Source organism: Terribacillus halophilus (assembly GCF_900101385.1).
GTDB classification, from domain to species: Bacteria; Bacillota; Bacilli; order Bacillales; family Amphibacillaceae; genus Terribacillus; species Terribacillus halophilus.
Genome location: NZ_FMZB01000001.1, coordinates 349,785 through 374,340, shown reverse-complemented (window position 1 = coordinate 374,340; position 24,556 = coordinate 349,785). Strand labels below are relative to the sequence as shown.

Sequence of the window (24,556 nt, the reverse complement as noted above, 5' to 3'; positions counted from 1 at the left end):
GGTCACTTGCCATTGATATTCACAGTTGTAATTTCGAATTTGTCGAACCGATGCCTAGCAAAAGAGTATTCAAAGGCGATGCCGGTATTCAAATAGGCAACCTGCTCGATAACCAGTACAGGTTCATTCTCGGCCAACCCCAGTTCTTTCCGGTCTCTAGCTGTTGCCTGTTCCGCTCTGATACGGCGGCGCGATCCGCCGACTTTCAATCCTAGTTCTTTCTCCATGTAAGCATACACCGAAGCCTTAAGGACTGCCGGCGTGATGCCTGGAATCAGCGGAGTCGGCATGTAGGTTTCTTCAATGACGTGGGGACTATCATCGACACATCTTACGCGGATATGATGATACACAGGGGTATCCTCCGAAATGGCCAAATACGATGCCACTTCAGGTGTAGGGGCAATCATGTCGAACAAAATCAGCTTCGAAGTCACATGCTTATCCTTCATCAAGCTGGTGAAGCCGAGCGTTTCATTCGTTCCGACATGAATATAGTCTGATTGAAAGGAAGATTGCACAATGAAGGTGCCATGCCCGCGCTTTCGGAAAACGATTCCTTCCGATGCAAGGACATCAAGCGCACGTTTAATCGTCATCCTGCTGCAAGAAAACTCCTCGACAAGGCTATGTTCATCTGGTAACGGCTGGTCCAGAGGGTAGAATCCGGATTCGATACGATGTCTGATTTCTTCTGATATCACTTGATATTTCATAGTGCTCCTCCTCTGCCGCTTTATCTGTTGCTAGCTTAACAAAATACTGGAAATGCGGCAATCTGCCAATGAAAAGGACGGCCATATAGGCCGCCGCGAATCAAAAGCCGTTTTGCAGCACGACTTGTTTCATCCATTCCCCGCTTTTTTTGATGGAACGTTCCCCATCCTTCTCCAGATTGACGGAAACGAAACCATAACGATTTTTATAAGCATTCGTCCACGACCAATTATCCATGAACGTCCACAAATGATAACCCTTTACATTTGTGCCTTCACTCAAGGCCTGATGCACCCAGCGTAAGTGATCCTTGATAAAATCGATTCGGTAGTCATCCTGGATGATTCCATCTTCGCCACGGAACTTCTCTTCTCCTTCCACGCCCATACCATTCTCTGAAATGAAACACGGTATATTACCATAGTTTTCCCGCAGATTGACCAAGATATCATAGATCCCCTTTTCGTAGATCTCCCAGCCTCGATGCACATTCATCTTCCGGCCTGGCATCTCATACGAGTCGAAGAATCTGTCAGGCATGAACGGCGCATCAGGGTGGACAGCATATTCCTTCGCTTTCACTCGCCGCGGCTGATAATAGTTCACCCCGAGCAAATCGACTGTGTTTTCTCGGATCACATCCAAATCTGCCTTCGAATGGACTGGCAGATATCCTTTCTCGCGAAGTATGGCCACCAGCTCCTGCGGAAATTCACCTTTGACAGACGGATCCAGGAAGGAGCGATTGAAGAAGGCATCGGCAATCCGGGAGGCTTCCAGATCAGCAGGATTGCTGCTCCTTGGATAGGATGGCGTCAGGTTCAAAATGATCCCAATCTCCCCATCTTGCCCTTGCTCACGATACTTCTGAATCGCAAGTGCACTTGATAACTGTGTATGATAAGCCACTTGCACCGCCCGGCGGAAATCGACAACATTCGGATAGTGGAAATCGTATAGATAACCTCCTTCCACTGGCACAATCGGCTCATTATGCGTAAACCATTTCTTCACTTTATCTCCGAACAGCCGGAAGCAAATTGCAGCATAGTCCCTATACGCATCGACTACCTCCCTGCTTTCCCAGCCGCCTTTTTCCTGCAGCGGCATCGGCATATCGAAATGGAACAGATTGACGAATGGCTCGATATCCTTATCCAATAATTCATCGATCACGTCCTGATAAAACGCTGCCGCTTTCTCATTGACATCTCCTGTACCTTCCGGGATCAGACGGGACCAAGAAATCGAAAATCGGAAAGAATTGTGGCCCACTTCTTTCATGAGGGCAATGTCTTCTTTGTAACGGTAGTAGAAATTGGATGTATCCGCAGGACCGATACCGTTATGGAAACGGTTCGGTTCCTGCTCATACCAATAATCCCAAATGTTTTGTCCTTTCCCGTCCACATCCGCAGCACCCTCCATTTGGGTGGCGGAAGCAGAAGAGCCCCACCAGAAATCTTCCGGGAATACATATTTTACTTGCTTTTGTTTTTGTTCTGTCACTTCCATATCAAATCTTCTCCTTTGGTACTTGCATGTCAGCTGCTGCATTCTTCTGTGCTGCTTCCTTCTCCTGCTTGATATTCATCCTGTCAATGAATTTGAGGAATGGGAACCAAATTGCGAATACGATCAAGACGTTCACGAGCTGCAGCAGCGAACCAGCAATCGAGTTGGTCGCCAAGAATCCGCTGATGAATATCGGCACAGTCCATGGAATCGTCACACCAGTCGGCGGCGGCACGAGCCCGATCGCCATTGCTGTATAACTGACGACTGTCACGACCATCGGCGCAATGATCCACGGCAAGAGAATCAGCGGGTTCATGACGATCGGCAGTCCGAAAATGACAGGCTCATTTACGTTGAAGATACCTGGTCCGATTCCGAGCTTTCCGACCTGTTTCATCTGCTTGCTCCGCATGAACAGAAGGATTGCCACCAAGACAGCCAGTGTCATCCCTGTCCCTCCAGCACCGACAAGATAGACCTCGATGAACTGCTTATTGATGATATGCGGTAATTCCCCTGTCGTTGTATACGCTTGCAAATTTTCCAAAGACAATGTATTCCAGATTGGATCCATGACGGAATTGATGATGATCTGTCCATGCAATCCGAAGAACCATAGGATCTGGATGAAGAATACGGCAATCAATGTAGCCGGAAGTCCGCCTCCCAGTCCAACGAGCGGTGCCTGCACCGTATTGAAGATGACATCATGCAGATTCGTGTTGAAGCCTTGCGTCACGATGATATTTAGTATCAAAAATACCGTCAGTGTCACGACCGCCGGGATGAGGGCAGCGAATGATTGCGATACAGCTGGCGGCACACCTGCCGGCATCTTGATGACAATTTTCTTCTGCGTGATAAATCGATAGATCTCCCCCGAAAGGAACGCGACGATCATTCCCAGGAACATTCCCTTAGCACCGAGGCGGTCAACAGCCAAGACATTGCTCACCACTTCGCCGCTTTCTGTCGAAACGACATATGGTGTCAGCAGGAGGAAGGCCGTCAAAGCTACTGCTCCGCCGAAAATCGCTTCCACTCCGTAGCTTTTGGCCAGATAATATCCAATACCGAAGACAACGAAAACAGATGCAATATTCATCGTGGCATTTGGTGCTGGTCCAAGTGATTCCTGGATACCAGCAAGCAGCGATTCACTCATCACATTGTCCAGGAATGGCAAATTGGCCAGTACAACCATGATCGAACCGAAAATGGTCAATGGGAATGCCAGCATGAAGGCATCACGCAGCACACCAAGATAACGATTGTTATTCAGCTTACCGGCAATCGGAATCAAAAACTTGCTTAACTTATCGAACATTGCCTGCGTCCCCCTTTAGCCCTTCAGCCCTTGGAAAATTGGAATCAATTCTTTGACCATTTCCTTCATTGTCATTGTGGACATGAAATGGTCTTCTGCGTGCAGGAACAAAAGAGAAAGTTCCTGCTGCCGGCCAGCTGCTTCCTGCTGCACCAGCTGGAAATGCACTTTATGCACTTGTGACAAATCTTCCTCGGCATCTGCCAGCATTTCGTTCACTTTCTCCATTTCACCCTCACGATAAAGCCGAAGTGCCTGCAAAATCTTACTTCTGGCATTACCGCTATGAAGGATCATCTGAAAACAAACCTGTTCTTCCGTCAACTCTTCCAGTTTCATCTCACTCATGATGTCGCTCCGATTAGACCCAGAGCCTGTTTGTATGCTTTCTCTCCATCAGCCATCCCATAGGCCATCATATCGATTACCTCGACCTGGATACCATATTTCTGTGCTTCAGCTGCCAGTTCCCCTTTAAGGAAGCTCATTTGCGGACCGATCAGTACGACATCAGCTTCAGCCATTTCTTTCTTCGCCTGATCCTGACCGACCGCCCAAATCTTCGCTTCATCTCCTACAGATTCTGCAAACGCTTGCATTTTAGTGACCAAAAGACTGGTGGACATACCTGAACTGCATGCTAAAAGGATTTTATTCATCAAATGACACTCCTTAGAAAATTATTAAAAGCGCTTTCATTTGTTATTATATAACTTATTTTCTATTTGTCTAGACATTTAATTATAAATGTTTATACTTTTACTTTTCGTTCATCCGCTTTATCGAATATTGATAGGCTTAATCCTCCCAAATATGGTAAACTAACTTTATTCTTTATAGGGACGGTATAGCTGCTTCAAGGAAAGCAGCTTTCTTAATTTCACAGTCTTTTCGCCTCTCAAAACAACCGTCCGGTTCATTCTTCATTCTGACTGATTAGGAGTATTGGTATATGACTGTTATAAAAAGTATGGAACACTTTATCACGCATTTGCATACTTGGCATAAGACAATTAAAATACGAGATCGAGCGCAGTCCGCCAAACTGCGCAAGGAAGCCTATGATGCATTGCATGCGGGGGAATTCCCGGATGAATTATGGGATCGATTTTTGCTGCTGGATGCACGATTCGACTTTTTGATGGGGGATGTCGAGCTTTGTGAAGAAAAGCTGAAGCAATTGAATCCGGAAGAATTGAATGATTACCAGTCTTTTTTCTACTATAGTTTCCTGTCAATCGTAAAATACAGCCGGAAAGAATATTTTGCGGCGATTGAGGTTTTGGAAAAAGCGGAGCAACACATGCATGCGGTCGATGATGAAGAAGAGCATGCCGGCTTACATTACAATAAAGCCATGCAATTTTACTATTTGGATATCAATGCTTTATCCAGTTTCCATTTGGAAAAGGCGATAGCACTCTATAAAAAATATCCGCAGTATGAATTGAAAGTGGCCAATTGTAAATCGCTGCAAGGGTTGAACCAAATGGATCAGCGGGAATTCGATAAGGCGGAAACGAATCTCCTGCAAGCCCTCTCCATAGCCAAAAAACTCGGACAAGAAGATATGGTCGTTGCCTGCGGCTTCAACATCGGCCTCATGTACCATAAACAAAATGCGGATGACAAAGGCGTCCCATACCTGCTGCAAGCCGTTACTCATTCCGACCATCCTTTATACATTCAGGCATTGTTCACCCTGACCCGTTCCCTCTACATCCTTGGGAAAACGGAACAAGCAGCAGCATATTTCAGAACGGGTATGCGCGTCTGCGAAGAACGGGATAATCTGGAATATCGGTGGCAATTCGCTATTCTTTGGGCAAAATATATGGAACAGGAAACGATGGATTATATATATGATTCCGCTATCACGTATTTCAAGGAGAATGGATTGTACTACTTGATGCGCCACTATTCCCAGGACTATTCCCAATACCTATGGGAAGCTCAGAAAATCGAGAAGTTCCATTATTATCATAAACTGGCATTGTCGAATGACTTCCAATGAAGAGGCTGGGACATAACTAAAATACCATTGCTTAAAAGCAAACATTGCTCATAAGTACCGCTTCGGCAGAATACTCCGCTTTCCACGGGCACGGCCTCAGCCTCCTCGTGGAAAGATCACCACTGCGGGGTCTTCCGCTCGTGCTGTTCCCGTTGGAGTCTCCGCATTCTGCCTATGCTGGTATAGATTAACGTCAAAAAACCCGAACTTACGCGTATCTTTGTTTCAAGATTCACGTCAATAGTTCGGGTTTTTTCATTTAGCTAAAACACCTTTGTCACAGCCTCTTCATTGGATTCAACTGTCACGTTTTTACATTTCCATGTTACATACCGTGCCTTAAGATGCCCAATGTGATGGCTGATTCAAGTAAGGTGGCAATTTCGTTTCTTTATTCCCTTTTGCTGAGTTGATCTTCATTTGCGTCAGGTACAGACTCGCAGAAAGATCTGCTCCTTCCAGATTCGCATCACGCAAATCGGCACCAATAAAGTCTGCAGCTCTTAAATCCGCATTCCTCAAATCCGCTGCGATGAGATAAGCCCCTCTAAAATTGAAACCTCTAAGGTCTTTTCCTTTTGCATTTTTCCCTATCCAATCTGCGTTTTTATAATCAAGTCTTTTGGATGCGGAAGATGAATCCTCCATGCGAATATAGCTGCTTGTCTTGATAAGCAGCTCATTGATTGGCATACGTTGCTCCATGATATCCAATGACAGCAATTCTTCAGCGCCAAGAAGCGTTAAGCTTTCCAAATTCCTTAACTGAAGTGTCAATTGCTCATACAGGTGATGCGGCAAATCATAAGACAATGCTTCCGCGACATAAGCCAGCATCTCATGGAGCTGTTCCATCACCGGAAAAACACGGAACATGTTATCGGCGGTTTCTTTCTCTTCTCGCCAATCCCGTCCCTCAAAAGTGACTTGGGATACGCGTTGACCAGCACCGCAGCAATCAAAGACGGTACATCCTTTAAAGCCTTTCTCTCTCAGATTACTGTGGATTTGACAGCGAAAATCAGTGTCTAAGTTAGGACAGGCAATACCAGCGGGTTTATCTATCGCAAAGTCACTCGATGCGACGATATGAAGTGCTGTACAGCATAAGCCGAAACAATTTGTACAATCCGCCCGCAAATTTTGTCTATATTCCATGGCAGCATCAATATCGAATGGGGATGACATTACATTCTTCCTTTTGTAGTCAGTTTTCTTCATACGCTTTGCTCCTCGTCATCAAATCCAACAGCAGCTGGAACTTCTGCATCACGTCGGTCAAATCAAGCTGCAGCTCATCATTGATTTGATTGATCCGGTAATTCACTGTATTGGGGTGAACGAATAATGCGGCAGCGGTCGGCTTGATCTTGCAATTATGCAGCAAGTATAGTTCGAGTGTTTTGAACAGCTCTTTTTTATCATGCGGGTCAAGTTTTCTGATTCTTTGCAAATACTCGCTCTCGTAGCCAAGTTCCTTATTCTTTTCCACAATCGCCTGCAGATAGCGGCAAACATGCAAATCCTTATAAAAAGGCGATATCGGCCGGTGTGTCAGCTTATATGCTTGGATAACTTCTTTTGCTTGTGCTGCGCTTGTCAACAGATCCAAAGAAGCAGCATACAAACCTCCTACACCGCTCACGATGCTTGCTCCTTTATCTTTTGCATAATCGCGTATCCTTTGAATGACTTCCAAGGCTAATGAATCAATCGGAGCATCAGCTTTCTTTCCCCCGAGCAAAATGAGCAGCGTTTCTCCCTTAATAAGGACATGATGCAATTTATCCTCCAGCTGCAAAGACGTCTGTGCTACCTGCTGCAGATTATCCAAGAGCTTCTCATCCGGTTTTGCGAGTTCAACGGCAGCAACAGCAACATAATCCGGCACCTTGACACCGAATTCCTTGGCACCCCACTCCAAATCGGAAGCACGTTTATACAAATTATTAAAAATATTTTGATAAAACTGTTCTTCCTTCTCCTCCTGCTTCAGTTTCGATTTTTGGATGTCATAAATTAAACGACCGATATGAAAGGAAACATCATAGAGGAAATCGATCTCCGTCGCAGACAGCGGCTTCTCCATTTCTTGGATCCAGACATAACCCCTTACGTGTTCATTATGCTTTGCGCTCACAACCATTCTCGTATTCAAGCCAATCTCCGGCATCGATCCTACCGTGAACGGTCGTTCATATGTCTTCAGCTTATTGACAATTCCTGCTTCAATGAACGTTTCATAAATTGGCAGCGTCCATTTTTTCGTAAAAATCGTCTGCTTGTTGGCTTCATCAAAATGATGAATATAATGCGAATTGTACGCCAGCAAGGTATAGTCAGCACCTTCAACAATAACTGGCCTTTCCAGCTCGAAGCTTAGTAAATCGATGACAGCATCCAAATCGTTGATGGATAATATACGATCGAATAACTCCATAGCCCATTACCCCTAAGCATTTTCTTTTTATCATACTCCAGGAGAAGAATTTTGCCTAGTCGCTTCCTATTTTTTCTATTACAAACAAAAATAATAGTAAACTTTTCTCTGAAAACGTTAGCTTTTATCATTTCTAATAAAAACGCTACATAATTCTATTTACCTACCGATAAAAAGGTATAACTATATTTAAGATAGAGAGAGGAAAGATATAAATAATGAAAGAAATGAAAAAAGGAAACTTCTTCACACGAAAAATCTTGCGCAAAGTCATCTATCCGATAATTGCGATGTTTATTATATCAGGAGTAGTGACAGCTTATTTCGGTTACCAGTTCAGCCGGAATATGGTGCTGAATTCCCAGACAGAGCAGATGCACGATCAGACAGTGGTCCAGCTGAATACTATCTATGATCTGTTTCTTGACAATATCGAATCTACTTTGGGCGGCATCAGTAAAACCCAATCGTTGCAAGATGATGATATGGAACGACTAGCCGTAACGATGGAAAGCTATACAAAAGATAACCCAAACGTAACATCGATTTTCTATCAGCCAATCGATGGGGAATTGGTTTCTTACCCGCAAATGGATTTACCTGATGACTTCGATCCTACTACCCGTCGATGGTATCAGCTTGGTTTAGAGCTTGAAGAACATACCGGTTATACAGACCCATACAATTCAGCAGACTCAGAAGAATCTGTAGTCGATGCGGTACAGCCTATCTACGACAAGGACAACAAGCTGAAAGGCTTCGTCGTCGCTGAGTTCACACTTACGCGTTTGAAGGAGCTGACAGAACAAGTCAAAGTTGGTGATACAGGCTTTGCTGCGGTATATGATAAAACAGGACATTACTTATCGCATCCGGATGACAAGGTGCTGGGAACAGATGCAACTAAAGAAGAATTCTGGGAGAAGATGCTTTCGACCGGACGCGGCGGCATCGTCAATTATGAACTTGATGGAGAAAAACGTGTCCTTGCCTTTACTATGAATGATCGAACCGGCTGGTCAATCGCTGCTATCGTACCAAAACATGAGTTCAGCGATTTAGCTAAAGGAATCATCCCTCCTTTGATCATCACTGTATTGATTGTGCTGGCAATTGCACTTGTCATCACCTTCTTTGTGGTAAACTCGGTTGTACGACCGATCAAGGCTCTCAGAGACAAGATGAAACAAGTCGAAGATGGCGATTTGACCGTGCAAATGCATAACAGCTCCGTTGATGAAATCGGCGAACTATCCGGCAGCTTCAACAACATGATCGGCAACATTCACGGTATGATGCAGCATAATACGGCTATTTCGGCCAATGTACAGTCTGCTTCCCAAGCGCTTGCTGCCAATGCAGAGGAGAATGCAGCAACTTCCGCCGAAGTAGCGGCGACCATGGAGGAGATTTCCGCTGGTACGACAAGTCTGGCTGAAATCATGGAGCGTAATACTGTTGCAACGGAAGCACTCTCTGAAAATATCAAACTGGTGAATGCACATAATCAGCAAGTATATAAAGAAGCACTGCAAATGACCGAAGCGGCTGAAGTGGGTAGTTCACAGATGCAGGAATTGATCGACCAATCCAAAGAAGCAATTGACGCTACAGGAAAGATAGAATCAGCTGTAATGAGCCTGCAGCAAAAATCGGCTAATATCAGCGGCATTGTCGATACGATCACCGATATTGCCGGACAGACTAATCTGTTGGCACTGAATGCTGCCATTGAGGCTGCACGGGCCGGCGAAAGCGGAAAGGGCTTCGCTGTCGTTGCCGATGAGGTCCGCAAATTAGCAGAACAGACAGAACACGCACTTCGCGACATCGGGTCCATTGTCCAGGAAATCCAGTCCGAAACGGCTGAAACAGCTGCCTTCGCTTCGAAAACAAGCAACGTGGTCCACGGACAGGAAACGGCGGTCAATAATACAAAAGACATCTTCATCCAAATTCACGAAGCCATCGCTAACAATATGGAACTGACGGCTCGGACGAAGGAAGAAATGAAAGCGATGATGGAACGGGAAGCAACACTGGCGAACAATACTGGCGAGATTGCCGCAATCAGTCAGCAGACAGCAGCCGGAACGGAAGAAATCACGGCATCGGTAGCAGACCAGACGCATTCCATGGATCAATTGAAAGAACTTGCCGAGAAGCTCGAACAAGATGCCAGCACCTTGCAAGAGCAATTGCAGCAATTCAAATTATCATAAATTGCAGGAGATGACAGGAGAAGCACTTTCAGCAGTGCTTCTCCTTTTTAATATCCTTCACCGAATATGATCGCCTTGATTTCCTTCATTGGCATCTCTTCACCTGTGAACAGCTTGTAAGACAACGCCCCTTGCCACAGCACCATGCCTAAGCCATTGATTGCTTTGGCACCGGCAGCTTCCGCTTGTGCCAGTAATTTTGTTTTTCGCGGATTGTAGACTACATCTGTCACGATCAAATCCTGCCGCAAGACATCTGTCAAGCCATCCAGCACACTCCATTCATGTAGTGGCTTCATTCCCAGACTCGTACAATGCGCCAAAATAGCACTTCCTGCGATTTCTTTTCGAAAAGCTTCATCATCCTCCAATGGAAATACGTTTGTGCTCACACCATAATCTTTCATCTCCTGATTAATACAGGACATATTGGCTTTTGCATTGGCAAAAAACTTATCATTTCTGGCAAATATACTGAGTTCTTTTATGCCAGCCTGTACCAGCTGAATGGCGATGGAAGCTGCAACACCGCCTGAACCTACAAGTGTCACCTTCATACCTTCAAGCTGGACACCATGTTCCTCCAAGTTCTTCACATATCCCAAACCGTCGGTATTATAGCCGATCAGCTTCCCATCTTTATGGACAACCGTGTTACTTGCACCAGCCAGCCTAGCGCTCTCATCCAATTCATCCACATACTGCTGCACGTCGATTTTATTCGGCATGGAGACATTGAATCCTGCTGCTCCCATTGCTTTTAGACCTTCGACAGTTTCCCTCAGTTTGTCTGTCCCGACATCAAATGCTAAATAGGCATAATTCAAACCGCTGATTGTATAGCCCAAATTGTGCATGGCAGGCGTGATACTATGCTTGATCGGCGTTGCTAGCAGGCCGACCAAAGTTGTTTTGGCATCGATTAATGCAAGGTTTCTTTTATTCATGGACACATCCTCCTTTAAATGAAGATTCACGCCGGCAAACCTTCATCTAATGCCTATTAAACGAAAATGTCCCTCATGACCAAAAACCTCTCCTGACAAGCAGATTGACAAAAAACCCGCTAACCAAATGGGAAGCGGGTTTTCTTCTATACAAAGGCTGGAAGCGGATCGGAAAATACTGTACTGTCTTGCAGCATTTCTTCATCCGTAAGTACACAATCATCCAAGCCTTTCATCAACTGTTCTTTGGGCATGCCGATCCCGATGAAAACCAATTCCGTCATTCTGTCGCCGTACACAGGATGCCATCTAGCCTCCAATTCTTCATCCTCCGCCCTTAGGGATGCCTGTTCATCCGGCGGATAGGCAGCGATCCAAGGACCGGCTGCTTCGATAGCCAGCGACTGACCTGCTTGTGACAACAAACCGCTCGTATCCGGGCGGGACGCGAGCCAGAAAAAGCCTTTGGCTCGCACAACTTCCGCGGGCCATTCTTCCAGCCATTTCATCCATCGTTCTGGATGGAATGGCCGCCTTTTTCGATAAACGAAAGAGGCAATTCCATACTCCTCGGTTTCCGGGATATGTTCATTATTCAGTTCTTTCACCCAGCCGGCAGATTGACTAGCTTTGTCAAAGGAAAATTTCTTCGTATCCAAGACAAGGCTCGGATCAATTTTCCCATATTCTGTTTGATGAATGTCCGCTTCTGGATTCAGCGTTTGCAGCAGACTGAATAGCTGCTCTAGTGCCTGCTCTTCCAACAGATCGGTTTTATTCAAAAGGATGACGTCTGCAAATTCGATTTGATCAAGCAGCAAGTCGGCAATTTCCCGTTCATCATCCTCTACTGCCTGCTGCTGCCGGTCAAGCAAGGACTCCCCTGATTGATAATCATGCCAAAACCTCCCTGCGTCCACCACTGTGATCATCGTATCCAGCCGGCATTTGGCAGACAGATCGATTCCAAGCACTTCTTCTTGGTAAGTGAAGCTTTGGGCTACTGGAATCGGTTCGGAAATGCCAGTCGATTCCACGATGATATAATCAAGATCCAAATCGGCCAGCTTATCGATTTCCAGGATCAAATCTTCACGCAAGGTACAGCAGATGCAGCCATTTTCCAGCTGGATCAGCTTCTCATCGGTGCGTTTTAGCCCGCCTTGTTCGAGCAAATGCGCATCGATGTTGATTTCGCTCATATCATTGACGAGCACACCTATTTTCAGATTTTGCTTATTCCCCAGCAGATGATTAAGAAGCGTCGTCTTCCCTGCTCCGAGATAACCGCTCAAGACGGTTACCGGAATTTTACGGTCCACTGCTCACCAGCTCGCTTTCCGCACACCAGGCACTTGTCCTTTATGCGCATACTCGCGGAATTTGATCCGGCTCATACCGAACTGACGCATATAGCCGCGGGGGCGTCCGGTGATTTCGCAACGATTTTTCAGCCTTGTCGGCGAAGAATCACGCGGCAGTTTGCGGAGCGCTTCGTAATCTCCTTTTTCCTTCAGTTCCCTTCGAATTTCTGCGTACTTCATCACCATTTCCTGTCTTTTTTTCTCTTTTGCGATTTTCGATTTTTTTGCCATTCTTTATTCCTCCTTATTCATTGAGCTGTTTGGATGTTCCAGCGGAATGGATCAGCCAGTCGAGACCAATCTCCTGCCAGCTCCGATTCTGTCAGCAGACAGCTGTCCAGCTCTTTTACAATGGCTTGCTGATCCAAATCCGTTCCGATGAATACTAATTGTGTCTTCCTATCGCCATACTCTGGATGCCACTCTTTATTTATGGACGGGTTTTCCCTCCGGATGAACTTCTGCCGTTCAGCATCCAAAGCAGCTACCCAATAAGATACTGGTTCGATATTAGCGGCAGGACCTGCTTGCGAAAGCAATAATGCAAATTGATTACGCGTTGCACACCAAGCGATACCTTTGGACCTGACAATATTCTCCGGCATTGTCTCGACAAATTGCATGAAGCGCTCCGAATGGAACGGATGCTGCCGGACGTAAGTGAAGGATCCAATCCCATATTCCTCCGTTTCCGGTGTATGGTTTTCCGGGCCATTTTCCAGCTCCTTTAGCCATCCTGCCGAAGAACTGACTTTGTCAAAATCGAAAGACTTCGTAAACAGGATCTCTTTCGGATCGATCTTCCCATGTGTAGTCTCGATTATCTTCGCTTCCGGCTGCAATAGCCGCAACACATGCTTTAACTCGCGCAAAGCCGATTCTTCTACCAAATCACATTTGTTCAGGATGAGTACGTTACAAAACTCAATCTGATCAAGCAGCAAATCGGCAATTTCCCTTTCATCATCCGCAGCCACTTCCTGCTGCCGATCCAGCAGACTTTCACCAGAACCGAAATCATGCCAGAAACGGTTCGCATCCACGACTGTCACCATCGTATCCAGCGTTGTAAAGTCAGATAGATTGATGTTCAACTGCTCATCGATGTACGTGAATGTCTGAGCTACAGGCACTGGTTCGCTGATACCGCTCGATTCGATCAGGATATAATCAAAGCTGCCATTCTTGGCGAGCTTCTCCACTTCCACCAACAAATCATCCCGCAGCGTGCAGCAAATGCAGCCATTGGACATTTCCACCAGCTGCTCATCCACACGCGATAAAGTCCCTTCGTTTTCCACCAGACCCGCATCGATATTGATCTCACTCATGTCGTTGACGATGACGGCAACCTTCAAGCCTTCCCTGTTATGCAAAATATGATTGAGCAACGTCGTCTTGCCGGCACCTAAGTATCCACTCAGCACCGTTACCGGTATTTCTTTTTTCATTTTTCACTCACCCCAATTTGTAATTATTACGATTTAATTTCATCTAAAATTTTTTAGCTTTATGCGCCTGCAAGAAACTTATCCTTATCACCAAGACAAAAAGCAAACCCGGCTCGTAGTTCCGCTTCATCCAAATCCCTTCCTATAAAGACAAGTTCATTCTGCCGGATTTCATCTTGCCCCCATCTTCTGTCAGCAGTACTGGCAAACAGCATATGTACACCTTGGAACAATACACGCCTGCTTTGTCCATTGACATGAAGGATACCTTTATAACGGAATAAGCTCTCCCCTTTCACTTGGACTAAATAAGAGAACCAAATATTCAGCCGCTCCGGATCAATCGGTCGCTCATCTTTCAGCACGAATGCTTGTACATCGTCATGATGGTGATGATGATGTTCAAGCATATCTGGACGGACACTCAGTTTTTGATCCAGGGAGAAACTGAATACATCCAATAGTTTGTATAGCGGTACCTTGCTGTCTTGGGCGAAAAATAACTCGGCTTCTGGATTCATTTTTTGTATGCGGGTCTGCAGCTCTAGTAGATTTTCTTCTGAAACAAGATCTTGCTTATTTATAATGATTTTATCGGCAAAAGCAATCTGCTCCCTTGCAACAGCATGCTCATGTAATTGTCGATCCAAATGCAAAGCATCCGTCACAGTGCAAACACAATCAAGTTGGAACCAGTGGCGCATGACATCATCCATCAGGAATGTTTGGATAACAGGAGCAGGATTGGCCAGTCCTGTCGTCTCTATGATCACCCGCTTCAGTTCCGTCCCTTCCTTGTGTACACGTACAAGCATGTCTTTGAGTATCTTGATCAGATCACCGCGTACATTGCAGCAAATACAGCCGTTATTGATTTCTATGATTTCTTCCTTTGTCTGCTCCACAAACTTACCATCAATTCCTGTTTCCCCGAATTCATTGATGATGACTGCGGTATTATTGCTTCGCACATCACGAAGCATCCGATTCAATAATGTTGTCTTCCCAGCACCTAGAAACCCTGTCAGGATCGTCACCGGAATCTTGTTCATTCCTTCAGACATATCGTACACCTCAACTTAATTCGTAATTGTTACGATTTAAATCATACATGATGACATACCACTTGTAAAGTCTCTCCCACTAAAATTGTTCGGAAGATAAGTTTACAAAGTGTTTGTTAGATTGTTGAAGAGTCTGTAAAATGGGTTTCAATATATCCAGCATCGGGTATAATCTGGTTGAATCACCGAAAAGGAGAGATTGCATATGATCAACAAACTAGACGAGACACCAAAGGTAATTCATTGCAAAGACGACGCTGAATTCAGAGACTGGCTGACAAGATTGAGTGAACCGGAGAATGAAGAGGAGTCAGACGGCTGATCCCCCTCTCTCTATCTTCCTCCTTTTATCTCCTCTCATAAAAAAAGCGTGCCTTTATGGCACGCTTTCTTCGTTTTGTGGACGAGGTTATCAGTTTCTTGATGTCGAGCTGTCTAGCTCCAAAGACCAGAAACTGCGGCCTAAGCGATGAATCCCTGCGTGGGGAAGACACCCACTCCGGGCTCCCTCACTTATTCCTCCGTTTCTAATCGGTCTTTTCTGCTTTTCGTTGGTGTCTAGCTCCAAAGACCAGAAACTTCGGCTTAAGCGATGAATCCCTGCGTGGGGAAGACACCCACTTCGGGCTCCCTTGCTGATTCCTCCGTTTCTAATCGGTCTTTTCTGCTTTTCGGTGTTGTCTAGCTCCGAAAGCCAGGAACTGCGCCGGAAGTGATAAATCCCTGCGTAAGGAAAATTCACCTTACTACGGGCTTTCTCTCTTCCTTCTCCGTTCCTAAGCGGCTTCCTCCGCTTTTCTTTGTTGTCTAGTTCCAGAAATCAGAAACTGCGCTGTAAGCAATGAATCCCTACGGGGAATACACCCACTTCGGGCTCCCTTGCTTACCGCTTCGTTTCTAATCGGTCTTTTCCGCTTTTCGTTGGTGTCTAGCTCTAAAGACCAGAAACTGCGGCCTAAGCGATGAATCCCTGCGTGGGGAAGACACCCACTCCGGGCTCCCTCACTTATTCCTCCGTTTCTAATCGGTCTTTTCCGCTTTTCTTTAATACATCTCACTAACTGTCTTAGCCAGCATGTGAAGCTGTAGGTAGTCTGGTCCTCCGGCTTTGGAGTCGGTGCCGGACATTTTGAAGCCGCCGAATGGGTGGTAGCCGACGATGGCGCCGGTGCAGTTGCGGTTGAAGTACAGGTTGCCGACATGGAATCGTTCTTTGGCGTATTCGATGTGGGCTCTGTTTTTTGTGATGACTGCACCAGTCAAGCCATACTCCGTGTTGTTGGCAACGTCGATTGCTTCCTCGAAGCTGGCTACTTTCGAAAAGCCAAGTACTGGTCCGAAAATTTCTTCCTGCATTAAGCGGGATGTCGGGGACAGCTCGGAGAAAATGGTCGGCTGGATAAAGAAGCCTTTACTGTCATCACTGGAGCCACCGCTTACAAGCTTGCCCTCTTGTTTGCCGACTTCGATATAATCAGTGATTTTATCGAAAGAATCTTGATCGATGACAGGTCCCATATAGACATCTGCACTCTCCGGCGCTGCAGTAATCCGGGATTCCGTGATTTCGATAACGCGCTGCAGGACAGCGTCATATACTTTCTCGTGCACAACAGCTCGGGATCCGGCCGAGCATTTCTGTCCGGCAAAACCGAAGGCAGAAACGGCGATTGCATCTGCTGCCAGTTCGATATCGGCATCTTCATCGACAACGACTGTATCCTTCCCGCCCATTTCCGCAATCACGCGTTTCAAATGCTGCTGACCTGGCTGTACTTTGGCAGCTTTTTCGAAAATACGTGTACCGACATCGCGCGAGCCGGTGAATGTGATGATGCTTGTTTTCGGATGCTCGACCAGATAGTCGCCCACTTCAGAACCGCTTCCCGGCACAAAGTTGATGACACCTTTCGGAACACCCGCTTCCTCCAGCACCTCGACAAACTGAGCCGCGATGACAGGTGTGGCACTTGCCGGCTTCAATACAACCGTATTCCCCGTCACTAGTGGAGCAACAGTTGTACCGGCCATGATCGCAAACAAGAAATTCCACGGCGAAATAACCACAGTGACGCCTGTCGGTGTGTACATATAACGGTTTGCTTCCCCTTCCCGCGATTTGACTGCTTTACCCGGGGCAAGCTCGATCATCTGGCGTGCATAATATTCCATGAAATCGATCGCTTCTGCTGTATCTGCATCGGCTTCCTTCCACGGCTTGCCGGCTTCCTTGACAAGCAGTGCCGAGAAATAATGCTTTTTGCGACGGACAATCGCAGCGGCACGCATCAAGATGTGGGCCCGTTCTTCTGGTTTTGTATAGCGCCATGTTTCAAAAGCGGTCGCTGCTGCTTGAATCGCACGTTCAGCATGCTCTTGGGATGCTTTGGATACCTCGCCGACGACTTCTTCTTTATTCGCCGGATTGATAGAGACGATTTTCTCATCGGTCGTCACTTTTTCGCCGTCAATCACAAGCGGGTAGGATTCTCCCATCACCTTTTGTACCTGCTCCAGCGCTTTACTGAAAGCCTGCTGCTCTTTCTCCTGCGTGAAATCGGTGAACGGTTCATGTTTATAAGGCGTCGTCATGATCAATCGCTCCTTTGATTTATTTTTTGGTCATACCTTTGAATGCAAATGCAATATTTGCCGGGCGCTCCGCCAGCCTGCGCATGAAGTAACCGTACCAGTCATCACCATAAGGCAAGTAGATCCGGACTTTATAACCTTCTTTGACAAGCTCTTGCTGCAGCTGCTGCCGCATGCCGTACAGCATCTGAAACTCAAATTTGTCTTTTCCGATTCCTTTTTCAAAAGCATAATGCTTTGCAAAAGACACCATACGGTCATCATGCGTCGCGATGGCCGTATAGCTGCCGCTATCGAGCTGCCTGGCAATCAACTTGCGGTAGTTGGTGTCCACATCCCGTTTTTCCTGGAAAGCAACGGATTTTGGTTCTTTGTATGCCCCTTTGACCAATCGGATGAAGGGCTGCAGTTGCTCCATTTTTTCCAAATCATCATTGCTACGGTAAAGATAAGCCTGTATGACGGTACTCACATTTTGATAATCTGCTTTCAGCTTCTGGAACAAATCCAATGTCTTTTGACAGCGTTCAGAATCTTCCATGTCAATCGTCACCATCACATCGAGACGATCAGCCGCCGTCAGGATCCGCCGCAAATTCAAACGGACAAGCTCTTCACTGATATCAAGCCCGAGTGATGTCAGTTTCAAGGAAACCTGTGCATCCAAGCCCGCTTCCTTGATCAGCTCAAGCGCCGCGACAACCTCACCAGCCCTCTCCACTGCTGTGTGCGGATCAGCCACATATTCGCCAAGATGGTCGACCGTCACACTCATGCCATCCGCATTGAGCTCCCTGATGAATGGAATTGCCTGGTCAAAGGATATACCCCCGACGATCTTGCCCTTGACCATCCGGATTCCATATAAGTTAGCCAGCTTATTCAGTGGCTGGTTCTTTGATAAATACAAGAAAAAATTGCGAGATAACGCTTCCATTTGTAACACCTCCCAATTCACTTGCACATGTGCTATATAAACATTGTAAAATCGATTTAAAAGGCTTTCAATATGCAGAAAAGACAAACAATTGAGTTGTTTTTGTGTAAAATACACAAAAATGTTCCTATGAGAATGCAATGGGGCGAAAATATTTGGCAGGTTTACGCTTTTTGACAGAGGCGGCAGATGCGGATACAACTTTAAAAAAGTGGAGCTGAGTCATAAGTATCTTAATGGATGAAAACCGACCTATAGTATCTTGTAAACTACTAGTTTACGTTTGTTACGGATAGTTTATGGACGCCTTTCTCTTGTTGTACTATGGTGGAAATAAGAGGTGAGAAGATGAATTTAGGTGAAAAGTTAAAACATTTTAGAGAACAGAAAAATATGAGTCGGGAAGAACTTGCTCAAAAGATGAATGTTTCAAGACAAGCTGTCTATAAATGGGAAACGAATAAGGGGTATCCGGATATCGACAACTTAATTCAATTAAGTAATTTATTCGAAATAACGATTGACGAATTAATTAAAGGCGATTCATTATTTCAAAAAAAAATAACGATTGATGATCAAAAGAAATCAAAAGATCACTTTTCAGATCCAGGGTTTTACTTGGGCATTTTATTACTCGTTATAGGGGGAATATTTTTAGAAGATGGTGCCCTTGCAGACGCCCTTACCATATTAGGATTATTGACTATTGTCTTTTACGATGATTTCAAGAAACTATTTTGGGGTATCATCCGTGATTTTAAAGAAGAAAAATACAAGTGAAATGGCTTTGATTTCTCATGACACTTGCTCAAATTGGTGAAAATAAGATCAGGCATTTCCTTAATTGCCGTTTTGATTCTATACATATAATATGGTACTTTTCTAAACTTCACTATTGCAAGGCTGAAAACCAAAAACCCCGAATGAGGGCACTGTTTTTAATGTGTCCATCATTTGGGGTAAAGTTCAAACCTTTTATTTACATGCTTAAATCAGCGTGCTTTAAGATAATAATCATCCATGTCGTGCTGCTCTTTTCGGTAACTTCTCTCGTAACCACATTTACACACACTTGTTCTTGAATCAATCTTATGACGCCCTCGTACTTTACATACGAGTTTGTAAAAAATCTTAATAATTACACCATCTTTCAATTATATGGTAAAAGTATACGCTTTTTGTCCTGTTTTTCAAGCAATTTGACCCAATTCACGCAATGTTTATCTTTTCGAATTATTATGAAGTGCTTGATAAAGGACTGCAAACACGGAATTGAACCACAAATATGAATCTCCAATAACCTATAAGTCCATTAAACAAAAAAAGCCAATCCCCCGGATTAGAGGGAACGGCTTGGCAATTCAGCAGTAATTCCACGTATCTATAAGAATTTTATTACCCTTTTATATATTCGTACAGTTCTTGTGTTTCTGTTTCCGCGCCGAAAGCGCGTGTTGCGCCCCATTCTTTGTCTACTTCGGCTCCATTGATTTCGGCGTCCATGTCATGGAAGATGCGGTGCACATAACGCAAACTGTTTAAGTCGGCGCTGTCTGTAGCGATTCGCATAAATGCTTCGGCGTTCCACATATCATTGACCGCTTCTGATGGGGCGAATCCTTCTGTCCGCAGTCGTTCCACGTCATCCTGCAGTTTTTGCCATTCCTTTGATTCAGCAAGATAAGCGGTGTCTACATTATCGATATGTCCCCAGCCGGTCAGATCATTCAAATAGGCATGCTGGTCGCTGATGATCTGCTTCACAAGTTCTTCATTCTGATACGCAATCTTTTCCCCGTATCCTTCATATGTGAACGTGGATAGGAAGTCCTTCGTATCGCCGGACAATTCCTTCAGCTTTGAAGCTCCTTCTCCAGTCTTTGCCGGATGATCTTTCTTTGCTTCGGTTGGCTGCTGTGATTGCACCGGAGGTACATTCTCTTTCCCGCTTGCTGAATTAATGTCTTCCTTTGAAAGGAAGATGTAAGCACCAGTACCGACTATTGCAAGTAAACTAATACATAATAACGTAATAAAAAATGCTTTCACTGCTTTCCGCTCCTCTGCTAGAAGTAATAGAAAAAAGTGCCAGTTTCTATTATAACAATAATTCCCAGCAGTTTTTGTCGAAAAGCAAAAAATAGGACGCTGATTGCGTCCTATTTTCATTCTTCGTCTTCCATCACGTGATGATAGGCTTCATTGAACAAGATGAGCTGGCTATCGATCGGCTCTTCCTGATCGCCGCGTTTCACATAATGATAGACGCCGTTTTCATCTTGTTCCCTTGCTTTGCAATTATCCTGCAGCATGATAGCAAGGATGCTGCGGATCCGGCGCTTGATCGGTCCGTTGAATATAGGAAAGAGGATCTCCACTCGCTTCTCCATATTCCTCGTCATCATATCGGCCGATGAAAGGTGGATCTTTTCCTCACCGTTGTGATGGAAATAATAGATTCGTGTATGCTCCAAGTAGCGTCCGACGATGCTGCGCACGTTGATATTCTCACTGATGCCCTTGATTCCGGGACGCAGACAGCAGATACCCCGGATGATCAAATCGATTTTGATGCCGGCGATGGAAGCTTCATATAATTTCTGGATGATCGGCTTATCGGTGATAGAGTTCATTTTCATGATGATACGTCCATTACCATGCTTTTTATGCAGCAGTATTTCTTCATCGATCATGCTGATCATATCCGAACGAATATCAAATGGCGCCACCGACAGATGGTGGAATGTCGGCTTCTCCGTATAGCCGCTCAAATAATTGAAGAAATTCGTCGCATCGATTCCGAATTTCCGCTTGGATGTGAACAGACCCATATCGGTATACAGCTTGGCCGTCTGGTCATTATAGTTGCCTGTCCCAAGATGGACAAAGCGCTCGATCCGATTATGCTTCTTCCGCACCACAAGCGTGATCTTACTATGTGTCTTCAGATGCGTCATCCCGTAAATGACATGGCAGCCCGACTTCTCCAGCTCCTTGGCCCACTGTACATTGTTCTCTTCGTCAAAGCGCGCTTTCAGTTCGAACAAAACGGTGACCTGCTTCCCTTTCTCAGCAGCCCGCTTTAATGCGTCTATGATAGGGGAATCCCCGCTCACACGGTAAAGCGTCTGCTTGATCGCCAATACATCGGGATCATCCGCTGCCTTCGAAATGAAATCAACGATGGGCTCGAATGATTCATACGGATGATGCAGGAAGATATCCCGGTCATTGATTGCATCAAACAAATTCTCATCGGTCCCGATTTCAGCAGGCGGCTGGGGGATGAGTGTTTCATAGATAAGATGCTCCCGTTTGGCAGCGACTATCTTGTAAAACTGCATCAGGCTTGTCAGATCGATCGGCCCGTCGATTTCATAGACATCTTTACGATGGATATCCAATGTTTCCGTCAGGAAGGTGACCATTTTGTAGTCATACTCCCGCTTCGGGATTTCCAGCCGGATAGCCGCTCCCCATTTACGCTTTTTGAGTTCCTTTTCAATCACTTTCAAAAGATCGCGGGCGCCTTCTTCATGGATGGTCATATCGGCGTTCCGTGTAATCCGGAAGACTGTGACTGACTTGATCTGATAGCCGCGGAATAACTTATAAATATAATGACTGATGATGTCTTCCAATAATACGAAGTGAAGGGCATCTTCCTCCGTATCTTCCAGCTGGATGAATCGATCCAGGACTGCCGGTACTTGCACAATCGCCGTTTTCTGCTGCACCGCTTTGTCGATTTCATGCTCGTCCAGTAAAGATACCGCAAGATTCAGACTTTTGTTCAGCAGCATCGGGAACGGACGATACGCATCGATTGCCATCGGCGTAAGGACAGGGAATATCTCTTCTTCAAAGTATGTTTCCAGACGAAGCAGCTGCGCACTCGACAGCTGCTCCATCCCCAATAGTTCCACTTTCTCTTCCTTCAATTCCGGAATGATGATATCTTGGAACAAACTATTCTGCATCTCGACGAGACGATGCGCTTTTGCTCCGATCTTCTGGAGCTGCTGTTTCGGTGTCATGCCCGCTTTGTTTTCCGGACGGTTGAAGCCGGCCTTCACCTGGTCTTTCAAACCTGCAACACGTACCATGAAAAACTCATCCAGATTGGAACTGAAAATCGACAGGAACTTTAGCCTTTCCAACAAAGGGTTGCGCTCATCAAGCGCTTCCTCCAGCACTCGTTCATTAAATGCAAGCCAGCTCAACTCTCGGTTATTATAATTATTCGGGTTATTCAAATCCACCCGCAGCTGTTCCTCTGTTCTCAATTTCCATGCACCACTTTTCGACAGTATTCTTCATCATTTCTAGTATATCAGCAGCAAAAAAGAGAGATTATGAAGTTATTGTAAAGTTTTAACTGATATGGGAGTGCGCATCTTCCTGGAAAACAAGCTGGATGTTTCGCCGCAGCTGCTTTTCAAGATGCTTTTTCTGTTTCTCGACTTGGTATCTTTCTGCCTGCCAGTCCTTGTTGCATGTCACAACCAGCACTAAATCTCCCCCATTCTCCTGCAGTTTGATGTCGGCGACGATATTCCGCTTTGTCGCATGCAGGCTGTTTGCCAGCTTGATGATTGCCCCAAGCAGACGATAATGGGCAAGCTCCTCCCCCTTGAACCAGGTTTGGAACACTTCTGCATTCCGATTATAGAATGATTTGTTCTTGAAGGACGCAAGCAGTGCCAGAATGATTCGATCTTTATGCAGCAGCCCGTCGATCGTCCGATTCGCCAGCAAGTAAAACGTATGCTGATTGCCGGATTCCGTATCGATATAAGCTCCGACATTGTAAACAAAAGCTGCATATCTAAGAAGGAATTTATCATGATCGGTCCATTCCGCATATCCCCCGGTTTCCACCAACTCCGCCAGCTGCAGGGCCGTACGCTGCCGCTTTAGTGCATGTGTTCGATCAATCTCGAAATCCTTCGCCAGTTCCTCGAAGCTGCGTTCCAGCACATCCGTGAATAGGGTCATTTCATTCCGGCGACGAAGCACTTCATACAGCAATCCGTCCCGCAATCCTTTGCGGCTGAGGACAAAATCTGTCGTATCCACGATATCAAGGAGGCAGAGGAATACTTGCATCGCCGGGAGGATGATATCGGCTCGATCTTTCGAGAGGCCATCGACCTTTTGCAGTTCGGCAAAGTCCAGCGGAGCAAGTGCTGCTTCCATTTCCTCGATATCTTGTTTTTTCATCTTATATTGGTGCAATCCAGCTAACGGATAGCCAACCTCTTCTTGATGTATTTGGACGACATTCCGTGCACTACCGCCGATGGCGATGATCGGCAGCTGTTTGTCCGGCAGCCAATCCAACGTCCGCAGCTGCTCACAAACATACGTATGAATCTGTTCCAGCTCCTCTGCTGTCGGCTTATCGCAGGCGACAAACTGCCGCTTGAGCGACAGAGCCCCAAATGGGAAACTGTGATAAAACTGCAGCTTGCGATCTTTAAAATATGTTAGCTCGGTACTGCCGCCGCCGATATCGATCGTGATTCCATGCTCAAACGGCATGCTGTTCGTCACGGCCAAATAACCAAGATACGCCTCTTCATAGTCCGATAGTATTCGGATGGTGAAATCCGTCTCTTTTTCGACCAGCTCCAAGATTTCCTGCTGGTTCTTCGCATGCCGAACCGTTGCCGTTGCCACACAAGTCGTCGACTCGAGCTCATAATAGCGCGTCACTTCCTGGAAACTATGCAATGTCTTGATCAAGGTCTGGATACCTTCTTCATCCAGGATTCCTTCTGCCGTCAAATAATTGCGCAGACGCGCGACGACCTTTACATTCTCTTTTTCTTTGATTCTGCCACTCTTGTCACGCAAGTACACGACAAGGCGCATTGTATTGGATCCAATATCAATAATGGCATAGTACTTTGTTGTCATAACGATTCCCCTCACGTCGAAAGCCTTTCTCTCCATATTAC

At 45.7% G+C, this 24,556-nt stretch carries 20 protein-coding genes; 3 read left to right on the top strand and 17 right to left on the bottom strand.

All coding sequences use genetic code 11. The features are described from left to right. Window positions 1–2: 2 nt before the first annotated feature. The 5 genes from BLQ53_RS01720 to BLQ53_RS01700 all read right to left on the bottom strand — a co-directional run bounded on the left by BLQ53_RS01720 (window position 3) and on the right by BLQ53_RS01700 (window position 4,221). Window positions 3–716: a GntR family transcriptional regulator gene (locus tag BLQ53_RS01720; RefSeq protein WP_093725380.1), complete on the bottom strand. Its 714-nt coding sequence runs from the start codon at window positions 714–716 to the stop codon at window positions 3–5. 100 nt (window positions 717–816) lie between these two features. Next, the gene (locus BLQ53_RS01715; RefSeq protein ID WP_093725378.1) at window positions 817–2,232 is read right to left on the bottom strand and encodes a glycoside hydrolase family 1 protein; all 1,416 of its coding nucleotides are present in this window, start codon (window positions 2,230–2,232) and stop codon (window positions 817–819) included. A 1-nt stretch (window position 2,233) separates the two neighbouring features. Then, the gene (celB, locus tag BLQ53_RS01710; protein WP_093725376.1) at window positions 2,234–3,562 is read right to left on the bottom strand and encodes a PTS cellobiose transporter subunit IIC; all 1,329 of its coding nucleotides are present in this window, start codon (window positions 3,560–3,562) and stop codon (window positions 2,234–2,236) included. 15 nt (window positions 3,563–3,577) lie between these two features. Further along, the gene (locus BLQ53_RS01705) at window positions 3,578–3,910 is read right to left on the bottom strand and encodes a PTS sugar transporter subunit IIA (protein WP_093725374.1); all 333 of its coding nucleotides are present in this window, start codon (window positions 3,908–3,910) and stop codon (window positions 3,578–3,580) included. Continuing rightward, window positions 3,907–4,221 (bottom strand): PTS sugar transporter subunit IIB, encoded by a 315-nt coding sequence (locus BLQ53_RS01700; protein WP_093725372.1) that lies wholly within the window; start codon window positions 4,219–4,221, stop codon window positions 3,907–3,909. The genes BLQ53_RS01705 and BLQ53_RS01700 overlap by 4 nt, the downstream gene beginning before the upstream one ends. A 293-nt stretch (window positions 4,222–4,514) precedes the next feature. Between BLQ53_RS01700 and BLQ53_RS01695 the strand changes: the two genes are divergently transcribed. Beyond that, window positions 4,515–5,576: a hypothetical protein gene (locus tag BLQ53_RS01695; RefSeq protein WP_093725370.1), complete on the top strand. Its 1,062-nt coding sequence runs from the start codon at window positions 4,515–4,517 to the stop codon at window positions 5,574–5,576. A 339-nt stretch (window positions 5,577–5,915) separates the two neighbouring features. On the opposite strand, the gene BLQ53_RS01690 is transcribed toward BLQ53_RS01695, so the two are convergent. Together BLQ53_RS01690 and BLQ53_RS01685 are read right to left on the bottom strand one after the other, a co-directional pair. After that, on the bottom strand, window positions 5,916–6,764 hold the full coding sequence (locus BLQ53_RS01690) for a pentapeptide repeat-containing protein (protein ID WP_244499231.1): 849 nt from the start codon (window positions 6,762–6,764) through the stop codon (window positions 5,916–5,918). 19 nt (window positions 6,765–6,783) lie between these two features. After that, complete coding sequence (locus BLQ53_RS01685) at window positions 6,784–8,016, bottom strand: PucR family transcriptional regulator (protein ID WP_093725368.1); 1,233 nt, start codon at window positions 8,014–8,016, stop codon at window positions 6,784–6,786. A 218-nt stretch (window positions 8,017–8,234) separates the two neighbouring features. On the opposite strand from BLQ53_RS01685, the gene BLQ53_RS01680 reads away from it, so the two are divergent. Beyond that, a complete protein-coding gene (locus tag BLQ53_RS01680; RefSeq protein WP_093725366.1) occupies window positions 8,235–10,238 on the top strand; it encodes a methyl-accepting chemotaxis protein in 2,004 nt (667 codons plus the stop codon). A gap of 47 nt (window positions 10,239–10,285) precedes the next feature. Here the strand turns inward: BLQ53_RS01680 and BLQ53_RS01675 are convergent, their stop codons facing one another. The 7 genes from BLQ53_RS01675 to BLQ53_RS01645 all read right to left on the bottom strand — a co-directional run bounded on the left by BLQ53_RS01675 (window position 10,286) and on the right by BLQ53_RS01645 (window position 18,593). Further along, on the bottom strand, window positions 10,286–11,185 hold the full coding sequence (locus BLQ53_RS01675) for a quinate/shikimate dehydrogenase (RefSeq protein ID WP_093725364.1): 900 nt from the start codon (window positions 11,183–11,185) through the stop codon (window positions 10,286–10,288). A 146-nt stretch (window positions 11,186–11,331) separates the two neighbouring features. After that, the gene (locus BLQ53_RS01670; RefSeq protein WP_093725362.1) at window positions 11,332–12,507 is read right to left on the bottom strand and encodes a GTP-binding protein; all 1,176 of its coding nucleotides are present in this window, start codon (window positions 12,505–12,507) and stop codon (window positions 11,332–11,334) included. 3 nt (window positions 12,508–12,510) lie between these two features. Further along, entirely contained in the window at window positions 12,511–12,780 is a 270-nt protein-coding gene (gene rpsN / locus BLQ53_RS01665) for a 30S ribosomal protein S14 (protein ID WP_093725360.1), read from the bottom strand. Window positions 12,781–12,797: 17 nt separating this feature from the next. Beyond that, entirely contained in the window at window positions 12,798–14,000 is a 1,203-nt protein-coding gene (locus BLQ53_RS01660) for a GTP-binding protein (RefSeq protein WP_093725358.1), read from the bottom strand. Between the two features lie 59 nt (window positions 14,001–14,059). Further along, entirely contained in the window at window positions 14,060–15,064 is a 1,005-nt protein-coding gene (locus tag BLQ53_RS01655; protein ID WP_244499205.1) for a CobW family GTP-binding protein, read from the bottom strand. A 1,044-nt stretch (window positions 15,065–16,108) separates the two neighbouring features. Continuing rightward, window positions 16,109–17,656, bottom strand: a complete 1,548-nt coding sequence (gene pruA / locus BLQ53_RS01650; RefSeq protein WP_093725356.1) for an L-glutamate gamma-semialdehyde dehydrogenase — start codon at window positions 17,654–17,656, stop codon at window positions 16,109–16,111. 19 nt (window positions 17,657–17,675) lie between these two features. Continuing rightward, window positions 17,676–18,593 (bottom strand): proline dehydrogenase family protein, encoded by a 918-nt coding sequence (locus tag BLQ53_RS01645; protein ID WP_093725354.1) that lies wholly within the window; start codon window positions 18,591–18,593, stop codon window positions 17,676–17,678. A 348-nt stretch (window positions 18,594–18,941) separates the two neighbouring features. Here BLQ53_RS01645 and BLQ53_RS01640 point away from each other — a divergent pair, with 348 nt between their 5' ends. Continuing rightward, window positions 18,942–19,373 (top strand): helix-turn-helix domain-containing protein, encoded by a 432-nt coding sequence (locus BLQ53_RS01640; protein WP_093725352.1) that lies wholly within the window; start codon window positions 18,942–18,944, stop codon window positions 19,371–19,373. Between the two features lie 615 nt (window positions 19,374–19,988). On the opposite strand, the gene BLQ53_RS01635 is transcribed toward BLQ53_RS01640, so the two are convergent. From BLQ53_RS01635 to ppx, 3 genes are all read right to left on the bottom strand, one after another. After that, on the bottom strand, window positions 19,989–20,642 hold the full coding sequence (locus BLQ53_RS01635) for a hypothetical protein (protein WP_139180826.1): 654 nt from the start codon (window positions 20,640–20,642) through the stop codon (window positions 19,989–19,991). A 116-nt stretch (window positions 20,643–20,758) separates the two neighbouring features. Further along, window positions 20,759–22,879 carry an RNA degradosome polyphosphate kinase gene (locus BLQ53_RS01630; RefSeq protein ID WP_244499204.1) on the bottom strand — a complete coding sequence of 707 codons (2,121 nt, stop codon included), beginning with the start codon at window positions 22,877–22,879 and terminating at the stop codon, window positions 20,759–20,761. A gap of 88 nt (window positions 22,880–22,967) precedes the next feature. Continuing rightward, entirely contained in the window at window positions 22,968–24,515 is a 1,548-nt protein-coding gene (gene ppx, locus BLQ53_RS01625; RefSeq protein ID WP_093725348.1) for an exopolyphosphatase, read from the bottom strand. Window positions 24,516–24,556: the final 41 nt, after the last annotated feature.